The 21,284-nt window shown below is 31.3% G+C and carries 17 protein-coding genes; 9 read left to right on the top strand and 8 right to left on the bottom strand.

Annotation, left to right across the window (positions count from 1 at the left end):
* Positions 1 to 353: 353 nt before the first annotated feature.
* Together NSR03_RS12755 and NSR03_RS12750 are read left to right on the top strand one after the other, a co-directional pair.
* Complete coding sequence (locus NSR03_RS12755) at positions 354 to 5,477, top strand: DUF4011 domain-containing protein (RefSeq protein ID WP_065367530.1); 5,124 nt, start codon at positions 354 to 356, stop codon at positions 5,475 to 5,477.
* 38 nt (positions 5,478 to 5,515) lie between these two features.
* Entirely contained in the window at positions 5,516 to 6,043 is a 528-nt protein-coding gene (locus NSR03_RS12750; RefSeq protein WP_002506412.1) for a DUF4064 domain-containing protein, read from the top strand.
* Between the two features lie 70 nt (positions 6,044 to 6,113).
* Here NSR03_RS12750 and NSR03_RS12745 read toward each other — a convergent pair whose 3' ends face one another.
* Positions 6,114 to 7,640 (bottom strand): SLC13 family permease, encoded by a 1,527-nt coding sequence (locus NSR03_RS12745; protein WP_069821129.1) that lies wholly within the window; start codon positions 7,638 to 7,640, stop codon positions 6,114 to 6,116.
* Between the two features lie 255 nt (positions 7,641 to 7,895).
* Here NSR03_RS12745 and NSR03_RS12740 point away from each other — a divergent pair, with 255 nt between their 5' ends.
* Together NSR03_RS12740 and NSR03_RS12735 are read left to right on the top strand one after the other, a co-directional pair.
* A complete protein-coding gene (locus NSR03_RS12740) occupies positions 7,896 to 8,405 on the top strand; it encodes a YfiT family bacillithiol transferase (protein WP_002506414.1) in 510 nt (169 codons plus the stop codon).
* 465 nt (positions 8,406 to 8,870) lie between these two features.
* Entirely contained in the window at positions 8,871 to 9,566 is a 696-nt protein-coding gene (locus NSR03_RS12735; RefSeq protein ID WP_046465751.1) for a transglycosylase family protein, read from the top strand.
* Between the two features lie 391 nt (positions 9,567 to 9,957).
* Here NSR03_RS12735 and NSR03_RS12730 read toward each other — a convergent pair whose 3' ends face one another.
* Positions 9,958 to 10,626, bottom strand: a complete 669-nt coding sequence (locus tag NSR03_RS12730; protein ID WP_002511670.1) for an RluA family pseudouridine synthase — start codon at positions 10,624 to 10,626, stop codon at positions 9,958 to 9,960.
* A gap of 509 nt (positions 10,627 to 11,135) precedes the next feature.
* Here NSR03_RS12730 and NSR03_RS12725 point away from each other — a divergent pair.
* The 3 genes from NSR03_RS12725 to NSR03_RS12715 all read left to right on the top strand — a co-directional run bounded on the left by NSR03_RS12725 (position 11,136) and on the right by NSR03_RS12715 (position 13,228).
* On the top strand, positions 11,136 to 11,846 hold the full coding sequence (locus NSR03_RS12725) for a transglycosylase family protein (RefSeq protein ID WP_069821128.1): 711 nt from the start codon (positions 11,136 to 11,138) through the stop codon (positions 11,844 to 11,846).
* 150 nt (positions 11,847 to 11,996) lie between these two features.
* Positions 11,997 to 12,416 carry a hypothetical protein gene (locus NSR03_RS12720; protein ID WP_069802589.1) on the top strand — a complete coding sequence of 140 codons (420 nt, stop codon included), beginning with the start codon at positions 11,997 to 11,999 and terminating at the stop codon, positions 12,414 to 12,416.
* 68 nt (positions 12,417 to 12,484) lie between these two features.
* On the top strand, positions 12,485 to 13,228 hold the full coding sequence (locus NSR03_RS12715) for an HAD family hydrolase (protein WP_081333683.1): 744 nt from the start codon (positions 12,485 to 12,487) through the stop codon (positions 13,226 to 13,228).
* Positions 13,229 to 13,266: 38 nt separating this feature from the next.
* On the opposite strand, the gene trhO is transcribed toward NSR03_RS12715, so the two are convergent.
* Complete coding sequence (gene trhO, locus NSR03_RS12710) at positions 13,267 to 14,220, bottom strand: oxygen-dependent tRNA uridine(34) hydroxylase TrhO (RefSeq protein ID WP_021338945.1); 954 nt, start codon at positions 14,218 to 14,220, stop codon at positions 13,267 to 13,269.
* Positions 14,221 to 14,575: 355 nt separating this feature from the next.
* Entirely contained in the window at positions 14,576 to 14,794 is a 219-nt protein-coding gene (locus NSR03_RS12705; RefSeq protein ID WP_002506421.1) for a hypothetical protein, read from the bottom strand.
* Between the two features lie 153 nt (positions 14,795 to 14,947).
* On the opposite strand from NSR03_RS12705, the gene NSR03_RS12700 reads away from it, so the two are divergent.
* Positions 14,948 to 15,418 carry a peptide-methionine (S)-S-oxide reductase gene (locus NSR03_RS12700; protein ID WP_002506422.1) on the top strand — a complete coding sequence of 157 codons (471 nt, stop codon included), beginning with the start codon at positions 14,948 to 14,950 and terminating at the stop codon, positions 15,416 to 15,418.
* A 95-nt stretch (positions 15,419 to 15,513) separates the two neighbouring features.
* Here NSR03_RS12700 and rbsK read toward each other — a convergent pair whose 3' ends face one another.
* From rbsK to rbsR, 4 genes are all read right to left on the bottom strand, one after another.
* Positions 15,514 to 16,428, bottom strand: coding sequence for a ribokinase (rbsK, locus tag NSR03_RS12695; RefSeq protein WP_021338944.1), 915 nt, complete (start codon positions 16,426 to 16,428; stop codon positions 15,514 to 15,516).
* 20 nt (positions 16,429 to 16,448) lie between these two features.
* On the bottom strand, positions 16,449 to 16,853 hold the full coding sequence (gene rbsD, locus NSR03_RS12690; RefSeq protein ID WP_002511667.1) for a D-ribose pyranase: 405 nt from the start codon (positions 16,851 to 16,853) through the stop codon (positions 16,449 to 16,451).
* 23 nt (positions 16,854 to 16,876) lie between these two features.
* Positions 16,877 to 17,758: a ribose/proton symporter RbsU gene (rbsU, locus tag NSR03_RS12685; RefSeq protein WP_002506425.1), complete on the bottom strand. Its 882-nt coding sequence runs from the start codon at positions 17,756 to 17,758 to the stop codon at positions 16,877 to 16,879.
* A 217-nt stretch (positions 17,759 to 17,975) separates the two neighbouring features.
* Positions 17,976 to 18,971: a ribose utilization transcriptional repressor RbsR gene (rbsR, locus tag NSR03_RS12680; protein WP_069821126.1), complete on the bottom strand. Its 996-nt coding sequence runs from the start codon at positions 18,969 to 18,971 to the stop codon at positions 17,976 to 17,978.
* Positions 18,972 to 20,143: 1,172 nt separating this feature from the next.
* On the opposite strand from rbsR, the gene NSR03_RS12675 reads away from it, so the two are divergent.
* Positions 20,144 to 21,223 carry a GntR family transcriptional regulator gene (locus NSR03_RS12675; protein WP_002506427.1) on the top strand — a complete coding sequence of 360 codons (1,080 nt, stop codon included), beginning with the start codon at positions 20,144 to 20,146 and terminating at the stop codon, positions 21,221 to 21,223.
* Positions 21,224 to 21,284: the final 61 nt, after the last annotated feature.

The following is a 21,284-nucleotide window of genomic DNA, read 5'->3' as shown; positions in this document are numbered from 1 at the left end:
AAACGATTTAAATTAAGAAGTTTAGTAAATAAAAAAATTGAAATATAAGTATAAATAAATCCTAACTAGTTATTTGACTAGTTAGGATTTATTTCATTTTAAAATTCAGGTGCTTACAAATATAGAGTTTAATACAGAATTGCGGTTACTCTAGTTCACGAATAAAATTGTTAATTAATATGAATAACGATAGTATAAAACATTAATCGTAAGGTGGAATATTAAAATGGTTCTTTTTATATATATATAATTGAAAATATGTAGTAAAATTGATTTAAATTTATTAATATTGACTATAAGGTGTTTTTTAAAAAATTGATAATTACACATGAATTAAAAGGGGAGAAGCAACGATGGAAGCATCCAAATTTGCTCATTTAGAGTTAGATGTCAAAGTTGATTTTATAGAAATGATTAACTATTCACTTGCACATAACGATTTTTCACTTATAAATAATATATATATAATAAATGAATCAGAAGACATAGAGTTGACAAATGCAAAATTAAAAATATATTCTAATTCAGGTTTTATATATGAATTTGAGCGAGATATAGAAGTTATTGATATAGAGAATGATGTGTTGATACAGAAACCAAGTATTTCTTATAATTATGATTATTTCCGTGAAATTACTGAAAGGATTAAAACACATTTTTTTATTGAAATTGTAGATGAAAATAATGAAACGTTATATAAAAAGCCTTATAGAATCAATATATTACCTTATCAACATTGGTTAGGTACTAAAATTTATCCAGAACTTACATGTACGTATATAGTTCCTAATGATAATGAAATAAGAAGAATTGTTGCTGAGGCAGGTGTGAAATTAAAAGAATGGACTGGGGATCCAAGTTTTGTTGGTTATCAAGCAGGTGAAAGTGAAAAAGTAAGGTTACAAGCTGCAGCTATTTATGCAGCATTACAAAAAGATAATATTGCTTATAAAAACCCTCCAGCAAGTTTTGAAAGGTTTGGACAAAATATTCGTTATCCACAGGAAATTATACAGTATAAAAATGGAACGTGTTTAGATTTAGCGTTTTTATATGCTGCTTGTTTAGAAGCAATAGGCTTACATCCATTAGTTGTATTTATTAAAGATCATGCCTTCGTAGGATTTTGGTTACTAGATAAAAATTTTACTGAACCTTATATATCAGATTACGCAACAATATCTAAACGATTATCTCAAGATATTAAAGATATAGAAGTTATTGAAACAACGTCGTTAGTAAATGGTAACGATGCTTCTTTTGAAGATGCGATAATAATAGCTCATCAAAATTTGGTTAGTCCTTATAATTTTGAAGGAGTAGTAGATGTTACAAGTGGCAGGCAATATGGCATTACACCTATAATGACAAAATCAGATCAATCGGATTATATAATGGAAGGTTATGGAGATAGGAAAACTGTAACAGAAGCACCTAACACAGTTATTGAAAGATTAGGAAATGTAGAATTTAAATTGGATTCTATTGAAAAAACAGATATCTGGAGTAGAAATTTGTTGGATTTAACACTTAGGAATTCTATGATTAATTTTAGAATGAATAAAAGTGCCATTCAGTTAATGGTTTATGACCTAGCGTCATTAGAAGATGAATTATCCAGTTATGAAAGGTTTAAAGTCATTGAAAAACCAGAAATTTTAACTTTAGAAGAAGCAAATAATTCAGTAATTAATTCTAAAGCGCTAAAATCACGTTTTAAAAATATGATAGATGCAGATTTTAAGGAAAATAGAATCAGAAGTTTTTTAACTGAGTATATGCTAGAAAAGCAATTAAAATCACTATATAGAAAAGCAAAATCTAATTTAGATGAAAATGGTGCTAATTCTTTATTTATTGCAATTGGTTTTTTGAAGTGGTGTGAACCAGAAACAACAAATAAATTCTATAGAGCGCCATTGCTTTTACTTCCGTTATCAATTGAGAAAAAAAGTGCGAGTAGTAAGTTTCAAATTGAATTAAGTGATGATGAACCTCAATTAAATGTCACATTAGTAGAATACTTAAGACAAAAATTCAATATAGACTTAAGACATCTTATAAACTTACCTAAAGATGATAGAGGTATAGATATTCCCCTATTATTTTCATCAATAAGAAAAACAATAATGGATAAAGCAGGTTGGGACATAGAAGAAATAGCTGCAATTAGCAACTTTTCATTTAGTAAATTTGTAATGTGGAATGATTTACAAGCAAGGAAGGAAGAAATCAGTTCTAATTCTAACGTCCAAGCTTTAATCAAAGGTAACTATAAAATTGACAGAAATTTAGAAGAAATAAATGCTCGTAATATAGAGAAAACAGATAAACCTCATGAATTGAGTACTGGGAGTTTAGTAGATGCATCGCAATTAGAAGCAATTAAAGCAAGTGATCAAAGTAGCTTTGTATTACATGGACCTCCTGGCACAGGAAAGTCTCAAACAATTACTAACATGATTATTCATAATATAAACAAAGGAAAAAAAGTTTTGTTTGTTGCTGAAAAAAGAGCTGCTTTAAATGTTGTGAATGATCGTTTGACAAAATTAGGGTTAGAAGATTTTATATTAGAATTACACTCTAACAAGACAAAAAAATCTGTATTTTTAGATAAGGTAGAAAAAAGTTTAGCTCATAATTTAGAACCACAAAATCTAGATATTGACAACAAATCTAATGAATTATATAAATTGAAAAATGAATTAAGTGATTATGTTGAAGCCCTTCATAAAAAAGGATTAAGTGGATACAGCTTATATGAATTAATACAGTTACACGAAAAATATCATTCAATTCCTAGTAATATAAATTTGAAATCTAATATAGTTAAAACATTTAAAAACTCAGATTTAGTGAAAGTTAATGATATTACTACTATTCTTGATAATACAGTTAATCAGCTTAAATATAGTAAAAATAATCATCCTTTAAGTGATTTTAAAGTTACTAAATATAGTATTTCAAAGAGAGATAAGTTTCCAGAAATTATAATGCAGTTACAATCGTCAATTTCTCAATTACAAATATTAATAAAAAAACATGCAAAAATTAATGATTTGCAAACAATTAAGCATATTCAAAACTTTGAAAATGAGATTAATAAATTAGAAGAATACAAATTTAGTGAGCCTTTAAGTGACAATATGTATAGTCTATACAAAAAAGTTACATTAGAAAGTGCTTATAATTACGCTAGTGCAGTATTAACGACATATAGGGATACAAGCAATAAATTATTAAACAAGTATAAAGAAAAAGTATTAGATATCAATACTCAATATTTAAACTCAGAATATGCAGATTTGAATAAAAAAATGTTCAAAAGTAAAAAAATAAAAAAACTAATAGACAATTTAGCTATAGAATTATTGCAACCAAGAGAATTAGAGGAAAAAGAATTTGTCGATGATTTACAACTTATTAGTGAATTTCAAAAGGCAAGAGAAGCTTTACAAAAAAGAAATGAAGATTTTATTAATTCTTTTGGTAATAGTTGGAAAGGGAGAAATACTGACCTAGTTATATTAGGTCAACAAATCCAATTTATAGAGGATATTAATCTTCATAATAAAAATGAAGAAGAAAAGAACATAATAAAAAATTTAATGAATTTAGTTATAGAGGACCCAAATGAATTTAACTTATTCAAAGAAAACCTTGCTTTACTAAGATCATCTTCAAACAGTTTAATTAATGATTATAATTTGGATGAACAATTTTTAAAAGATTTACAATTAGAAAAACTAAGAACTAAAATGGAAAAATGGAAAACTAGTATGGCAGATTTTAAAAATTGGACGTTTATTAATGAACAATTCGATGAATTAGAAAAAATATTAAAAATAAACGTGAGAAAAAAATTCTTCGATGAAGAAAATAGTTATAAACTTAAAATGATAGTTTGGAAGGATATCATTGAAAATTTAATCAGAATAAATTTTTCTGAATATGAAGTGTTAGATTCCTTTAATGGATTTGAAATAGAACAAAAAATTCAATTACTTAAAGAAAAAGAAAGAGAATTTAATGAAATTAGTATCAATAATACTGTAAATAAAGCTACTCAAAATATTAAAGAAAAACGAAATAACGAAGATTTTGAATCAGAATTTTTATTATTACAAAAAGCGATTCGAAGTAATGCTAGAGGTCAATCCATTCGTACAATATTTAATAAAACATCAAATGTTATACAAGACTTATTTCCAGTAATGTTAATGAGTCCGTTATCAACAGCTCAATATATAGATCCTGATTTTCCTAAGTATGATTTAGTTATTTTTGATGAAGCATCACAAATTCCTACTGACATAGCAATAGGTGCGATTTCAAGAGCAGAAAACTGTATAGTAGTAGGCGATCCTAAACAAATGCCTCCAACCACATTCTTTGGAGCTAATAATATGGATGAAGATAATCTAGAAATGGAAGATTTAGAAAGTTTATTAGACGATTGTTTAGCCGCGAATTTTCCAGAAAAATATCTGCAATGGCATTATCGTTCTACACATGAAAGTCTGATACATTACAGTAATCGAACTTACTATAATAACTCACTACAGACATATCCTTCATCAAATGCTTTAAATTCGAAAGTTTCATTTAAAAATGTAGAAGGAATTTATAAACGTGGAACTCAGAGAAATAATGAAATAGAAGCAAAAGCAGTTGTTGAAATTATTATTCGTCATTTGAAAAGGGATAGTAAAGATAGTATAGGAGTTATTACATTTAACATACAGCAGCAAAATACTATTGAAGATTTATTTAATAATGAACTAACAAAATACCCTTTACTAGATTCTAAAAATACTAGCTCTAAAGAACCAGTTTTTATAAAGAATCTAGAGAATGTACAGGGTGATGAGCGTGACATTATACTGTTTTCAACTACATTTGGACCTGACGAAGAAGGGAAAATGACTATGAATTTTGGCCCTTTAAATAATAGTGGGGGTTGGAGAAGGTTAAATGTAGCAATTACTAGAGCAAGAAAAGAAATGAAAATTATAACCTCTTTTAATCCTGAGCATATTGATGTTAAACGTACAAAAGCAGAGGGTGTAATTGGTTTGAAAGGATTTGTAGAATATGCTAGAAATGCCGGTTCATTACCTTCAATAAATAGTAGTGTCTCTGATGATAAAAATGGAATTGCTACTATTCTTAAAGAGGAGTTATATAATCGAGGTATTAATGCAAAAGTACATTTAGGTAATTCTAAATTTAAAATTGATTTAGCGATTATTGATCCAGACAATAATGATAAATATAAATTAGCTATTTTAATTGATGGACAGAATTACTATCAAGCCCAAACAGCAAATGATAGAAATATTATACAACCTAGTGTTTTAGAAGGATTAGGTTGGAACATTCATAGAATTTGGACAATAGATTGGTATGAAGGCAAAAATAAAGAGATTGAAAAAGTGCTAAGTAAAATTGAAAGTATCGATAATGAAATTTAGTGAAAACAATTGTTAAAGATTAGAAGGAGCGTGAAATTATGATTAAACGAACAGCAGAAAAAGTAATGACATGGATAGGTATAGGCTTTCAAATTCTAACGGTTTTAGGAATAAGTTTATTGCTATTTCTTATGAATATGGAAACTGTTAAAGAAAGTATGATTGAAGATGGTGCTATGACAGCTAGTGAAGCAGCGTCTTCATCTCAACTGACTAATATATTCCTAATAATTGGATTGGTTTTAAGTATAGTCCTATTAGTTTTAGCAATTCTTTCAGCAAAGTGGATTGATAAAAAATCTAAAGTAGCAGGAGTTATTTTAATTATTATTGGTGTCATTTCATTATTTGGAAATTGGATTGCTACTATATTATGGATTGTTTCTGGAATTATGTTATTGGTTAAAAAACCTAAAACTTCCCTTTATAATGAAAGAGAAATAAAGGATGATGATCCATTTAGTGATCACAGTAATTCAACGCATAAACAAAATGAAGTTAAAGAGGCTTATGCTAATAGAAAAGAAGATGTAAAAAAAATAGACGATGACCCATATAAATATTAATTTTCATGAAAATAAAAGCGAACGCCCAATTTAATCATTGTGCGTTCGCTTTTTTGATAACTAAAAGTGACTAAATTAAACCAATCCATTGCCAGTAAGTGAAACTAAATAACACGATAAGTAAGTAGCCGATAACGGTGATTGGAATACCTGTTTTCAAGAAATCTTTAACGGTAAATGTTTCGGTACCATATGCTAGCATAGATTGTGGCGAACTAACAGGAAGTAAGAAGCCAAAGCTAATTACAAATTGCTGTATGAGCACAAAGGCCATAGACTGTTCTCCTAAATCTAATGTGGTTGTGAGTGAAATGAACACTGGAATCAATGCAGAAGCCAAGCTTGTGGCACTCGCAAAACCTAAATGAATCAATATATTAAACAAAGCAATTAAAGCAATCGTCATCACTAATGGATAATGTTCGAGGCCGATAAGCCCAAAGGTTTGATCACTTAACCATTGCGCAGCAGTTGTTTTTAATAACACGTTACCTAAGGAAATACCCACACCAAATACAATAATCGTTCCCCATGGAATACGCGACTCAGCTTCTTTCCATGTCATAATACCAATTTTAGGGGTTAACATGATTGCTAGCGCTAATAAAATAATAGAAGATGAATCAATCGGATGTAGCACTTTTTCTGTAGACCAAAGTAAAAGTAATGCAATTGAAATAGCGATGAGACGCCATTCTTTAGCAGTGACAGGGCCTATTTCATGTAATTGTTGTTTAATCAGTTGTTTGCCTCCAGATATTTCATTTACTTCTGGTGGCATTACTTTTAGCATAATGAAATAAAGTGCAATAGACATCAAGATAGACCACGGACCAGCATACAGGAACCATTGTCCCCATGAGATATCTATGCCTAATTGATCATTAATAAAATTGGTAGCAACGATATTTTGAGCGGCTGCCGTCTTAATACCTACATTCCAAATAGATACAGCCTGCACCGCCGTAATGATAAGTAAAGCAGCAAGTTTACTATTTTTAGAAATGCCAAAAGCAGTAACCATACCTAACAAAATAGGAATAACTGCGCCAGCACGTGCAGTTGCTGAAGGTACAAAGAAAGCTAGAAAGATGGCAACAATAATCGTCCCGATAACGATGCGATTAGTCTTATTGCCTACCATAGAAAGAACGATAAGTGCGAGACGCTTATGTAGATTTGTAATTTGCATTGCGGTAGCTAAAAATAGTGCTGCAGCTACGAGTGCAATGGCAGTAGATGAAAATCCACTAAAAGCGAGTTTCAATGCGTTAGTCGTCCCGAATAAACTACTACCTTCTAAAACTTTACCGCTTGCTTGTGGATTTCCTAGAGACTCGGTTAAATTTTGCACGGGGCTAAATCCTAAGAGCAAGATAATCAAACCGACAATCATCGCTGCTGATACAGGGTAAGTGACTGCTTCAGTTACCCATAAGATAACGGCGAATAGTAAGATAGCTAATGCACTTTTAGCCATGAAAGGTAAGGTGTCTGGCGTTGGTAATAGCATGATAATCACAAGCGCAAGCACACTGATGATTAACCAAAGCGGTTTAAATGTGGTGTTTTTATTCTTTGCTGAATGTTGTTTCATCTTTAAAATGCTCCTTTTCTTAATTTTTCAATTTTATAATATCAAATCAGTAAAATGTGCTCACTATAATATTAAAAAGTTCATAAAAATGCCTTTAGTTAAGTAAGAAATATAAAGAAGAGGATGAGAACCTACATTATAATGACTGAAAAATTGTGTGCATTTTATAAAATGTTTAATTTTAAAGAAACAGAGAATAATAATGATGTAGAGATAATGTGCGTGAATTTAAATAAATGATAATAAGGTGATTAAATGGATGTAAGATTTCCAATAGGAGATTTAGAAGTTCCAGATAATGTAACATTAGATGATATACAAAAATGGGCGAAAGAAATAGAAGGTTATACTGAACGCTTAAGAGAGACTGTAGACTCGCTAGATGATGAAGCGTTGAATGCAAAGTATCGTGCAGGGAGTTGGACAGTACGTCAACTTGTACATCATATTGCTGACTCTCAATTAAATATGTATCAGCGTTTGAAGTTAGCAATCACGGATAACAATCCGACCGTACCAGCGTTTATTCAAGATGAATGGGTGATGTTGCCGGATAACGATTTACCTATCGAAAGCTCGATTAAGATGCTAGAAGGCATGAATGAGCGTATCGTAGTGATAGCTAACAATTTAAATGAAGATCACTTAGCACAAACATTTACGTTGAAAGATAGTGGCGAGATAACGGTAGCTAAAAAGATAGCAAAATTATCTTGGCATGAAGAACATCACTTAGCACATATTAAAATAGCATTATCTAAATAGTAGAATCTAGAAAGTCGTTCAAATCATGAGGATTAGAACGGCTTTTTTAATTTGGTATGTAGTTGACTTAGTTGATTTATAGAAAATTGATGTAAAATATCGCTCGAAAAAAGTCTGAGTATGATTTCTAATAAATTGCAAAATGAAAAATAAAGTGGAATTATACACAATTGACAAACAAATTACATAAATATTACGTGTTTATATTTTATAATAATCTGTTTATAGACGTTTATGAAAGCTTTTAGTAACTTTTTCGCCATTATTAGTAACTTTTTCACTGTAATTTAGATGTAAAGAACATGCGTATATTTTAATTTGACTGTAACCTACAAACATTTTATGGATGTTATAGTATTATTTGTGAGTTGGTTGAAGCAGTAAATTAATTTTTAATTAAATAATTGAAATTCAGCCATATAAAATAAAAAATTAAAATTATCTTTTTGGGAGGATTTATTAATAATGAAAAAAACAGTAATCGCATCAACTTTAGCACTTGGATTAGGCGTAACAGGAGCAGCAGGTAATTCAGCTGACGCTTCAGAGCAAAACGTAGATAAAGCACAATTAGCACAATTAGCGCAATCAAATCCAGAGCAATTAAATGAAGCACCTGTTCAAGAAGGTTCATATGACATCGACTTTAATTATAATGGTACAGAATATAGTTTCGAATCAGACGGTACAAACTTTAGCTGGAGCTTTGGTGGAGGATCAGATGAAGGTTCAACTGAGGCACCTGCTCAACAAGAAGCACCAGCTGAACAAGCAGCTGAGCCAGCACAACAATCAGCACCAGCTGAACAAGCTGCAGAACCAGCTCAACAAGAGGCACCAAAAACTGAAGCAACTCAACAACCACAACAAGAATCTACTTCAAAAGAATCAAGCTCAAGTGAAGCTTCAAGTGGTTCATCAGTAAATGTTAACTCTCATTTACAAGCAATCGCTCAACGTGAATCAGGCGGCGATCTTAAAGCTGTTAACCCATCATCAGGTGCAGCAGGTAAATATCAATTCTTACAAAGCACTTGGGATTCAGTAGCTCCAGCAGCTTACCAAGGTGTATCTCCAACAGAAGCACCTGAATCAGTACAAGATGCTGCAGCAGTTAAACTTTACAATGAAGTTGGCGCTTCACAATGGGTTACTGCATAATTTAAACAGTAATTAATCATTTTAAATAAACGATTCAAAACCTGCTTCTATAATATAGAGGCAGGTTTTTTGATTTAATAAATAATTTGAGATAAATAAAACCAGGGAGTGGGACAGAAATCTAATTTTTCTAATAAAATTTCGTCGTCCCACCCCGGCACAGCTGACTAGAAAATGGAATACAAGAGCTTTAGCTCTTGCATAAGAACTACTTGTCTTCATAAATGAAGTAGTAGCTCTTTAAATGCTTGATATAAGCGTATTTTCAATTCAGTCAGCCACTGCCAATATAAAACAATAGGCTAAGACATGTGATATGTCCCAGCCTATTGTTTTTGTTATTAAAATATTTCCGAGGAAATGAAATTTTAGTATGAATACAATGCAAGTATTACAAATAATGTGACCAGATACCGTCGCTTGGAATTGATTCTACAGATATAATTTCATCTTTAGTCGGATGTTTTACGCTAAGATGTGATGCCCATAAAGCAATTTGTTGACCAGGTTTATTAATATGTTGTCCATATTTTTGGTCTCCATATAATGGTAAGTTTTGATTCGCAAATTGCACTCTAATTTGATGTGAACGTCCAGTTCGCAATTGTACTTCGACTAAACTTTTCTTTTCAACATTACGAATCATTTTGTAGTCTAAGATCGCTTGTTTTGCTTCTTTTCTTCTTGAATCTACCACATATACGATGTTTTTATTACGATCTTTCCAGAGATAATCTTTAAGTTCACCTTGTTTTTTTGCAGGTGCGCCATGAACAATTGCTAAATAAGTTCTATCAAAGTTTTGCTTTCTTAGTTCATTTGACAAACGAGATGCAGCTTTGGATGTTTTAGCAAATACCATAGCACCACCGACTGGTCTATCAAGACGATGTACTAAGCCAAGATAAACTTTTCCTGGTTTATTATATTTTTCTTTAATGTAATCTTTTAACATAGACAATAAATCTTCATCTTTTGAGTCATCAGCCTGTACTGGTATATTAATAGGTTTTTCGACCATAAGTAAATGATTATCCTCATAAAGGACATTGATAAACATTGAACTCCTCCAAATCGATATAATATTTTACATAGTTAGTACACAATATTAAAAAATAATTAAAATTATATCAACATAGTATATTATCATATCGTAGAATAAATTCAATATCATAAATATATTCTAGAAATAAAAAAAATGTGTTTAAAATAACGTGAAATAAAAATCAATCGAAGTAAAAAGTAACTGTATACTATTGGTGTAAAGATACACCGTTGTCACACTAATTACATAGAGATTACATAGAGGTAAAGCAAGTATTCTATTTGTGAACTATCGTGAGAGTATTTTGGTTGAATTTTCTGGAAATTATTAAGAAATTTAGCGTAATGGGAGTGTAAAAAGTCGATTGTTTTTTTAACTTCACTGTAACCCACGAGCTATTTATAGATGTTACAGTAGGTCTTGTAAATTAATTGAGGAAAGTAAATCGTCTTAGCGATGATTGAAATTACGAATTAATTTTAAAACTATAAAATGGAAATTATCTCTTAGGAGGATTATTAATAATGAAAAAAACAGTAATTGCATCAACTTTAGCAGTAGGATTAGGCGTAACAGGAGCAGCAGCAGGAAATTCAGCTGACGCTTCAGAACAAGGTATCGACAAAGCAGACTTAGCGCAACAAGCTCAATCAAACTCTGAACAATTAAATCAAGCACCTATACAAGAGGGTTCATATAATCATAACTTTACTCAAGATGGCGTAAATTATAACTTCCAATCAGATGGTACAAACTTTACTTGGAGCTATGGTGAAGGTTCAAATGGTTCATCAGAACAAGCTTCAACTAATAGTGGTCAACAACAAGCTCAATCACAACAAGAGCAAGCTCAACAAGCAACTGCTGAGCAACCAACTGAACAATCAGCTCCACAAACTGAAGAAACTCAACAACCACAACAAGAAGCTGCTTCAACTCAATCTTCAGAAAGTTCAAATGAATCAAGCTCAAGTGAAGCTTCAAGTGGTTCATCAGTAGAAGTTAATTCTCATTTACAAGCAATCGCTGAACGTGAATCAGGTGGCGACCTTAAAGCTGTTAACCCTTCATCAGGTGCAGCAGGTAAATACCAATTCTTACAAAGCACTTGGGATTCAGTAGCACCTGAAGAATACCAAGGTCAATCACCAACTGAAGCTCCAGAATCAGTACAAGACCAAGCAGCAATGGATCTTTACGAATCTGAAGGTGCTTCACAATGGGTTACTGCATAATATAAGCAGTAATGTCTAATTAAAATTAAATATAGTTAAGTGAATAAACTAATCCCTGTTTCTACTATGTAGAGGCAGGGATTTTTATATGTAAATAAATTTATTTTGAAAGTTGATTAACTAATGGGTGTAAGGGAATAATATGATATTATGAAAAAACTTTTAGCACATTTAATCGTAGCATTGACTTTAGCAATTATATTATTTTTGACTACTTTATTTTTCGATTTATTTAAATCGATGCACTTAACAGCATTATTACTGAATATAGATTTTTTAATAGATGACAATGCTTCAAATATTGTTTTGGAATTTTTAATTCATATAGGCATTACAATTTCACTTTATGCTTTACTCTATTTTATCTATAAAAAGTTAGGGGATCATTATTATATCGCGTTAATTTGTGTCATGTTTTCATTTTTAGCACTGTATCCATTATTAATTTATATGGCAATTAATCCTGTTTTTCAATTCCAATTCATGGGTTATATCTGTTGGACTATTGCACATATTCTATTTTTAGTTTGTACGCATAAAGGGATTAAGTTTATGGAGAGAAGATTTTAAAATTCATAATTTTGTTAAAAAATTAATACAGTAAAAGTGAAAAGTCGCTTTATAATTATTATGTAAAGATGTTAATTACTCTTAAGGAGGGGTTTTTAATTAAAAATGCAGAATTAGTATTATTTGATTTAGATAATACTTTATTTCCTTTCAATGATTTATGGTTAATTGCGAATAAACAAATTTTCAACGATTCAGGGTATGCAGAAGATATTGCATATGATGAATTCCTCAAAATTTACACTTATTATGATGAAAAATTTTGGTTGAAACATAGTCGAGGAGAGATAACTTTAGATGAACTCAGGCAACTACCATTAATAGAAAGTTTAAAATATTTTAAGAAAAATATTACAACAAAAGAAGCACATGAATATTTCTTAGCTTTTTTTGACATTATTATTCAACATATTAAACCTAATATAACATTAAATAATCACCTTAATGAATTGAAAAAATGGGTCAATATAGGTATATTAACTAACGGGAAAAATTCAGAACAAACAACTAAGATAGCACGTTTAGAATTAAAAAAGATATTTGAAAATAATATTTTTATATCTGAAGATATTGGAAGTGAAAAGCCTGATAGTGCTGCTTTCTTAAAGGTAACTCATATGCTAAATATCAAACCTGAGGATACAATATATGTAGAGGATTCTTGGGAAAATGATGTTTCTGGTTCACTTAATGTAGGCATGAAACCAATTTGGTTTAACGGTGATAAAAAAAGAAATGGCAAAAATATAGAAGTTACTAATAGTAGTATTGAAAAGTTAGTAAAAAGCTTGATAACACGAGTAAAACGATAAATAAAAACTGTTATGCATCATGCATAACAGTTTTTATATTATTGGCTTACAAGATTTTTGAAGTTTTCTAAGCGTGCGGCTTTTTCTTCTTCGCTAATGTCATGTTTTTTTACATAACGATTATTTTCGTGAGTTGCACATTCGTGTGTACAAGCACCTAAATAACGTTCTTCATTTTCTTCAGAAACAAGAATTTGTTTGTTACATTCTGGATTGCTGCAATTGATATAACGTTCGCATGGTGTACCATCGAACCATTCTTTACCCACAACTGTTTTGTCTACTTGGTTGACTTCTACACTAATACGTTCATCAAAGACGTACATTTTACCGTCCCATAATTCACCTTTTACTTCCGGATCTTTACCATAAGTAGCAATGCCACCTTCAAGTTGACCTACATCCTCAAAGCCCTCTTTTAATAAGTAACCAGAGAATTTTTCACAACGGATGCCGCCAGTACAATAAGTGACAATCTTTTTGTCCATGAATTGCTCTTTATTTTCTTTGATCCACTCAGGTAGGTCTCTAAATCTCGTGATATCAGGACGAACTGAGCCGCGGAAATGACCTAAATCGTATTCGTAATCATTTCTTGCATCAATGACTACAGTATCATCAGCCAATAAAGCTTCTCTAAATTCTTTTGGTGATAAGTAATTTCCTGTTAATTCTCTTGGGTCAACGTCATCTTCTAAATCTAGAGCAACGATTTCTTCTCTTGGACGTACGTGCATTTTTTTGAAAGCATGTCCTTCAGCTTCATCAACTTTAAAAGTAATCCCTTTAAATCTTTCATCTGATTTCAATTGTTCCATATATTTATCAGTAGCTTCGACTGTCCCAGATACAGTACCATTGATACCTTCTGTAGATACTAAAATACGGCCCTTAAGTTCTAAATCCTTACAAAATTCTAAATGCTCCGTAGCGAAAGTTTCGGGGTCATCAAGTGTTGTATATTTATAATACAATAATACTCTATAATCCATAATTCGATTCTCCTCTAATCTATTCTTTTCATTATTATTAATATAAAATTTATGGTTGAAGTGGTTGGTTGTATTGAAGCAACGTAATGCTTCATTTATAATTTACTTACTCATTATTTCGAGTAAAAGAACAAAATTCTCCTTATTGCATTATAACAAAAAAGGGATAATATTCAATTTATTAATTTAAATTAGTGCAATATTTTCATTATATATGAAAAGTACATTTGAAGAAATAGAAAAATAAAAATGCTCTTCTCAAAGCCGTCACTTTAATAGTGAAAACCATGAAAAGAGCATAGGTATATAGCATTCATTTTATACTTCTTAAAATTTAGAAACAGCTATGATGAACTTATTTCTTTTTATTTGTGCAAACAAGTGCAGTCACTAAGCCAATTGTACTTATAGCAAAAATAATGTTCATAATTGCTAAAGTTTCGATGATTACGACGTCTTTGCCTAATCTTTCAAAGGCATTTTGCTGCATTTCCTTTTCAGAGCTTAAATCGCTTTGTGATCTTGAAGGTTTTTCTTCGATATCTTCTAACATTCTTTCTTCAACTTTAGGCATGTAATTCCTCCTTGTATACTACTTTAATATTTTCCCTTTTGACAAAAAATCAATCATACACCTTTGAAAACGCTAAACTATAAGTAATTGCAAATGAACGTGGTTATTACTATACTGAATTGATAATTGTTAGTTGAAAAGGGAGAGATGTAAATGGAAACGGTATACTTGGCAGGCGGATGCCTATGGGGTGTACAAGCCTTTGTTAAAACTTTACCTGGCGTAGTAGACACAGAAGGCGGTAGGGCAAACGGTATTACAGATACACTCGATGGAGAATATGATGGATATGTAGAAGTCATTAAGACAACATTTGATCCAGCAAAAGTGACAGTTACAGACTTAATGGGATATCTATTTGAAATTATTGATCCTTATAGCGTAAACAAGCAAGGTGAAGATGTTGGCTTGAGATATAGAACAGGATTATACAGTGAAGATGCCAAGCATTTAAAAGAGGCACAAGCATTTATAGATGCAATTGAAGACCATCATCTGATTGCAACAGAAGTATTACCACTGACAAATTACGTGAAAAGTGCAGAAGAAAATCAAGATAGATTAACAAGATTCCCTGATGATTACTGTCATCTTCCTAAAGCACTCGTAAATAAATATAAATAAATAAACAAGGCGGCTCTCAGATTAGTGAGAGCCGCCTTTGCTTATGAGCAGTGATTATGAACTATCTCATGATGTATAAAATAAGTAGTTTATCTTTAAGCCTTTAACACATCTTGTTCTAATGGAATTGATTTTTGAGCGCCTTCAACTTGGACTGTAAGCGAAGCTGCTTTATTTGCGTAAGTAATACTTTCTTCTATATTAAAGTCTGTCATATTGAGACGACTTGCAAATGCACCGATAAAAGTGTCACCTGCTGCTGTTGTATCAATCGCTTTTACTTTAAACGAAGGTATTAAACCAGCAGAATTTGCTGTCGCGTAATAAGTACCTTGCTCGCCAAGTGTGATAATAACAACTTTCATTCCTAAAGATAAAAAGTATTCGGCGTTTTGATGCATTGATGCACGATCTGTAACTGCGATACCACTTAATAATTCTGCTTCTGTTTCGTTTGGCACAATAATGTCAGTTAAAGTAAGTAAATCTTTAGATAATTCACTTGCAGGAGCTGGATTTAAAATAGTAGTGACATTGTTTTCACGTGCGATTTTAAAAGCGCTAATAATCGCAGGAACAGGCACTTCAAGTTGAGCAATAATATAATCTGCTTCTGCAATTGCGTCAGCTGCTTTATTTACATCTGTATCATTTAATTCCATATTTGCGCCACCATAAACTAAAATTGTATTTTGTCCATTGGCATCAATTGTTATGAATGCTTGGCCTGTTTGGGCAGTATCTGTTGTCATGATGTAGTCTGTATTCATATGCGCTTCTTCAAAATCTTCTAACATGAAATCTGCGTCTCCTTCAGTTCCAATCTTAGAAATAAAAGTTGTTTGGGCATTTGAGCGTGCAGTTGCAAGTGCTTGATTTGCGCCTTTACCGCCACCATAAATTTTTTGAGCATTTTGAAGATGTAATGTTTCTCCCGGTTTAACAAAACGGTCAACGTTTAAAATTTTATCTACATTGGTAGAACCAATAATTACAACTTTATTTGTCATAGTATATTCTCCTTTTTTCTTTAAAATGTCACGTTAGATTCAAGTGCAATATTTGAAAATGGTGTCGTTTCCCCTGTGCGAATATTAGCTTTTGTTAGTGAATGATTTAAATTTTGTTTCATTTCTTCATGTGGAATAAATGAAATTTCTACATTGTCACCTATCAATGATTTAATTTGTTTAAGTTGTTCAGCGTTTTGTGTTTTGATTTCTTCTGCAAGAAATATTTTTTGAAATTCAACTTCTGATAAAACGTTCTCTAAAACATCAATAAAGCGCGGTAGATCTTTAGTAATCGCTAAATCAATACGACGTTCGTCATTTGGAATTGGCATACCCGCATCATTAATTGTTATTAAATCAAAATGACCCAATGTTGCAATTGCATGTGATACATGACTATTTAAAACCTTTGTTTTTTTCATAATTAAATCTCCCATCCTATAGTTTATTTAATAAATACTGTAACTGCTGCTGCTATTAATATGATTACAAGTCCAATAATAGTAACGATAAGTTCTTTTGGTGTTTTTCTCTGATTCAAGAAATAAATACCTGTTAACGTAGCTAATACTACTGATGTTTGTGACAGTATGAATCCTGTCGCTAATCCATTCATATCTGACTGTGCAGAAATTAAGTATGTTAATGCACCAAATGCAAAGAACAACCCTGAAATAATTTGTTTCCAGCTGACTTTTTCTAAGAAAGCATTGCCTTGTTTCATATTCATAAATGCATAAATTACTGCAGCAAGCACCATACCCATTGCTTGTGGTAAGAATGCTTCCATACCACTGATATTAGTTGCTTGAGGTGCTGCAGAGTAAGCCCAATAACCTATTTCACCTATAAGTAGTAAAATAACTGCATTTCTTAATTTTTTACTATACTGTTGTTCTGATTTTTCACTCCAAACAGTCATATATGCACCAATTAGCACAACAAGTAGGGCAGTGAAGCCGATAATTTTATTTGTTAATCCTGGCCAATCTCCTAATGCAAAGACACCCCATAGTGATGCACCTAATAGTTGAAATGCAGTTGTGATTGGCATAGCTCTGGAAGAACCGACTAGACCAAATGCTTTAAAAGTAATAATTTGTCCAAAGCCCCAACCAACACCTGATATTAATGAAAATATAAGGTTCATTCCTGTTGGAAAATCGATACCTTGAATGAATGCGAAACCTAATGCGAAAATCAAGGTTCCTACTGTTGCACCAAATATTTGGTTAACTGGTCGTCCACCAAACTTCGATGCGATGGTAGGAAATAGTCCCCAACCCAGTAATGGTCCAAGACCAATTAAAATTGCTATAATATCCATAAGACACCTCTATATATATTTATGTAGTGATTATTTTTAGGTAAAACGATTTAGTAAAACGTTTTACTAAGTCATAATAACATCAATTTCTATATTTGTACACGCTTTCATTTTTTGCAAAAAAATATAAGACCTAGAAGATAAGCTGAAAATTGATAACTGCTAACTCGAGTCAAGCAATCAATGACATATCTTTAAGTCTTATATTATGTGTGTTTTATTTTTTAAAATGTTGCGTTGTTTCTCTGATAATTAACTCATTATGTAATGCAACATTATGTAAAACTGCATCATTTTGATTCAGCTTATGAGTGATTAAAGCTAATGCAGCCTCGCCTATTTCTTTAATAGGTTGTGCAACTGTGGTGAGGGAAGGGACAAGATATTTTGCAATGTCTATATTATCAAATCCAATAACTGAAATATCGTTTGGTACGTGAAATCCTTTATCAGCGAGACCACGCATAATACCAATAGCCATCTCATCATTCGTTGCAAAAATAGCACTAGATTTGGACTTTATAATATCATCAATGACTGCAAATCCACCTTCTTTATTTAAAGGGGTTTCGATAATTATAGGAGATGGTATCTCATACATTTCGCAATATTTGATGAAGCCATCTGTTCTTGCTTTCATATTACTCGTTAAATTATGAGGTTGAATGATTGAAATGTGCGTGTGCCCGTAATCAATAAGATGTGCAGCTGCAAGTTCACCACCATTGCGTTCATTTGTTTTTACGATATCAGTAAATCCATGATCATCACTTTGATCTAGTACGATATAAGGTATATTATGATTTAATAAATATTGATTTAAACGAGACGGATTCTTAATCATCTGCGCAATAATCAGACCATCCATGCCTCGTTCGACAAGATGCATAATCCCTTCTTCGATTTTATCTTCCTTTGTTGTTAAGAAGAATAAATCGACATCATCTGGTTTATGATCGTCCATAGTTTGCATCATCGTGGAAAAGAATGGATTAGTTAAATTTGGTAATAGCACACCGATTAATTTTGTTTGGCTACCACGTAATTGTTGCGCATTTTTATTAGGGAAGTAGCCTAATCGCTCTTTAGCAGCAATGACTTTGTTTACTGTTTCCTCTGAAAAACGGTTGCTTTTTTTATTTAAAATTTGCGAAACCGTAGTCAAAGACACGTCTGCTTCTTTAGCTACATCTTTGATAGAAACTTTTTTCATCCAAGTTCACTCCTTATACAATCTATCCATTTAATATAATAAGTAATATTTTTATTAATTATAGCGTACCATGTACAAAGTAAAATGTATCATTTCTTATTAATAAAATGAAAACGTTTTATATTTTGGGGGTGAGTTTTTTAAAAAGTGAAGAAAAGGTAGGAGTGACGCAGTTCATGTAGTAAAATATTTTTACAGGCAAGTTGGAATAAAGGTGGCTAATCTCATTGAAAATGGGGTGATGCCTATGATTTTGGTTTCTACTCCAAGAAAGGATAGAAAATGACTGATTATGAAATCTTAATGGTTATGTTAACAATCATTGGTCTCATATTAGTTTGTAATAGCCAAAAAAAATAACGTTCCAACTTTAGGCAGATAAATGTTGAAACGTTATTTTCACTTTGTCTAGCCACCGTCTTTTTAACGGGTCTGTGAGGGAGGTATGTTCACGCATATCTCCTTCTTAATTTTAATATAACAACGGTTAATTCATAAGTCAAAAGATTTTATTATATTTTTAAAAGCGTACATAGAGACGTTATAAGACTTCAATAAAATGATTCATTTAGGGATAGTTAAATTTTTCAAAAAGTGAAGAAAAGGTAGGAGTGACGCAGTTCATGTAGTAAAATATTTTTACAGACAAGTTGGAATAAAGGTGGCTAATCTCATTGAAAATGGGGTGATGCCTATGATTTTGGTCTCTACTCCAAGAAAGGATAGAAAATGACTGATTATGAAATCCTAATGGTTGTGTTAACAATCATTGGACTCATTTTAGTTTGTAATAGCCAAAAAAAATAACGTTCCAACTTTAGGCTAATAAGTGTTGGAACGTTGTTTTCAAATCAAAAAACCACCGTATTTTAACGGGTCTGTGAGGGAGGTATGTTAGCGCATATCTCCTTCTTAATTTTAATATAACAACAGTCAATTCATAAGTCAAAAGATTTTAATGAGTGACGTTTCAATGGCTTAACAGTAGTCTTTCAAGAGGGAAGGCAGTACAAAGAACGACGTTTAAACTAAGTACGTAATTACTTTATATTATATGATGAATTCAACGTATAAATTCAATCTTTCTTAAAATTTGATTCATTGAATAAATATGACGTATGCTATAATATGCGGTATTAAGACAAATTGGTGAGACTAGGAGATTTTCAATTATGAATAAGCCGAAATATCAAATTGTAGCGGACGAAATTAAAGAAAAAATAATTAACAAAAGCTATCAAGTTGGAATGCTCTTACCTACAGAAAAGCAATTTCAGGATAGATATAATTTAAGTCGCTATACAATCAGACAAGCAATGGATTTATTAGTCAAAGAAGGATACATTAAAAAGAAAAAAGGTTCTGGATCATATGTGAGTTACAATTATTTAAATACAAATCAGAACAATGAAACTAAAAAAATAGGCGTAATCGTGACTTACTTATCGGATTATATTTTCCCGAGTATTATTCGAGGTATTGAGAATGTATTAAAAAAGAATGGCTATTCTTTAATATTAGCAAGTACGAATAACAATCATGAGGAAGAACGTAAATGTTTAGAGATGATGCTGAATCAAGGTGTGACGGGACTTATTATAGAACCTACTAAGAGTAATGTCTATAACCCGAATTTGTCCTATTATTCATTATTCAAACAGCGAGATATTCCGATTTTAATGATTAATGCTAAGTATGATGAGTTGAATTTGCCTTATATAGCAATTGATGATGTGAAATCTGGCTATTTAGCAACAAAATATTTAGTAGATCAAGGACATGAAAATATTGCTTTAATTACTAAAATAGACGATAACCAAGGTAAATTAAGAATGAAAGGTTATTTTAATGCTTTTGAAAGTAATCATATTCTTTTTAAAGGCGAACATATTTATACATTTGATACCGAAAGTAAGCCACAAGTCATCGAACAAATTGTTCAGCATATTTGTGAGAAAAAGATTAATATCACTGGCTTAGTTTGTTATAACGATGAAATTGCTTACGAGATCATCCAAAGATTAAAACAGCGAAACGTGCAGATACCAAGCGATTTATCTGTGGTTGGTGAAGATAATTCAGTGCTAAGTAAATTGAGTGAGATGGATTTGACTACAACGTCACATCCTCAAGAATTACTTGGTAGAAAAGCAGCAGAATGGATGATTAACGCGATAAATACAGATAAAAAACAAACGTCACAACTTATAGATACATATATTATCGAACGAAATTCTGTAAAAAAAATATAAAAGACAGGCTCAAATCAATCACGCTATTGGTTTGAGCTTTTTTATAACTCAAAACATGTAC

The sequence above is a fragment of the Staphylococcus sp. FSL W8-1207 genome (assembly GCF_038003745.1).
Classification (GTDB): Bacteria; Bacillota; Bacilli; order Staphylococcales; family Staphylococcaceae; genus Staphylococcus; species Staphylococcus equorum.
This window is presented reverse-complemented; position numbering and strand designations above follow the sequence as displayed.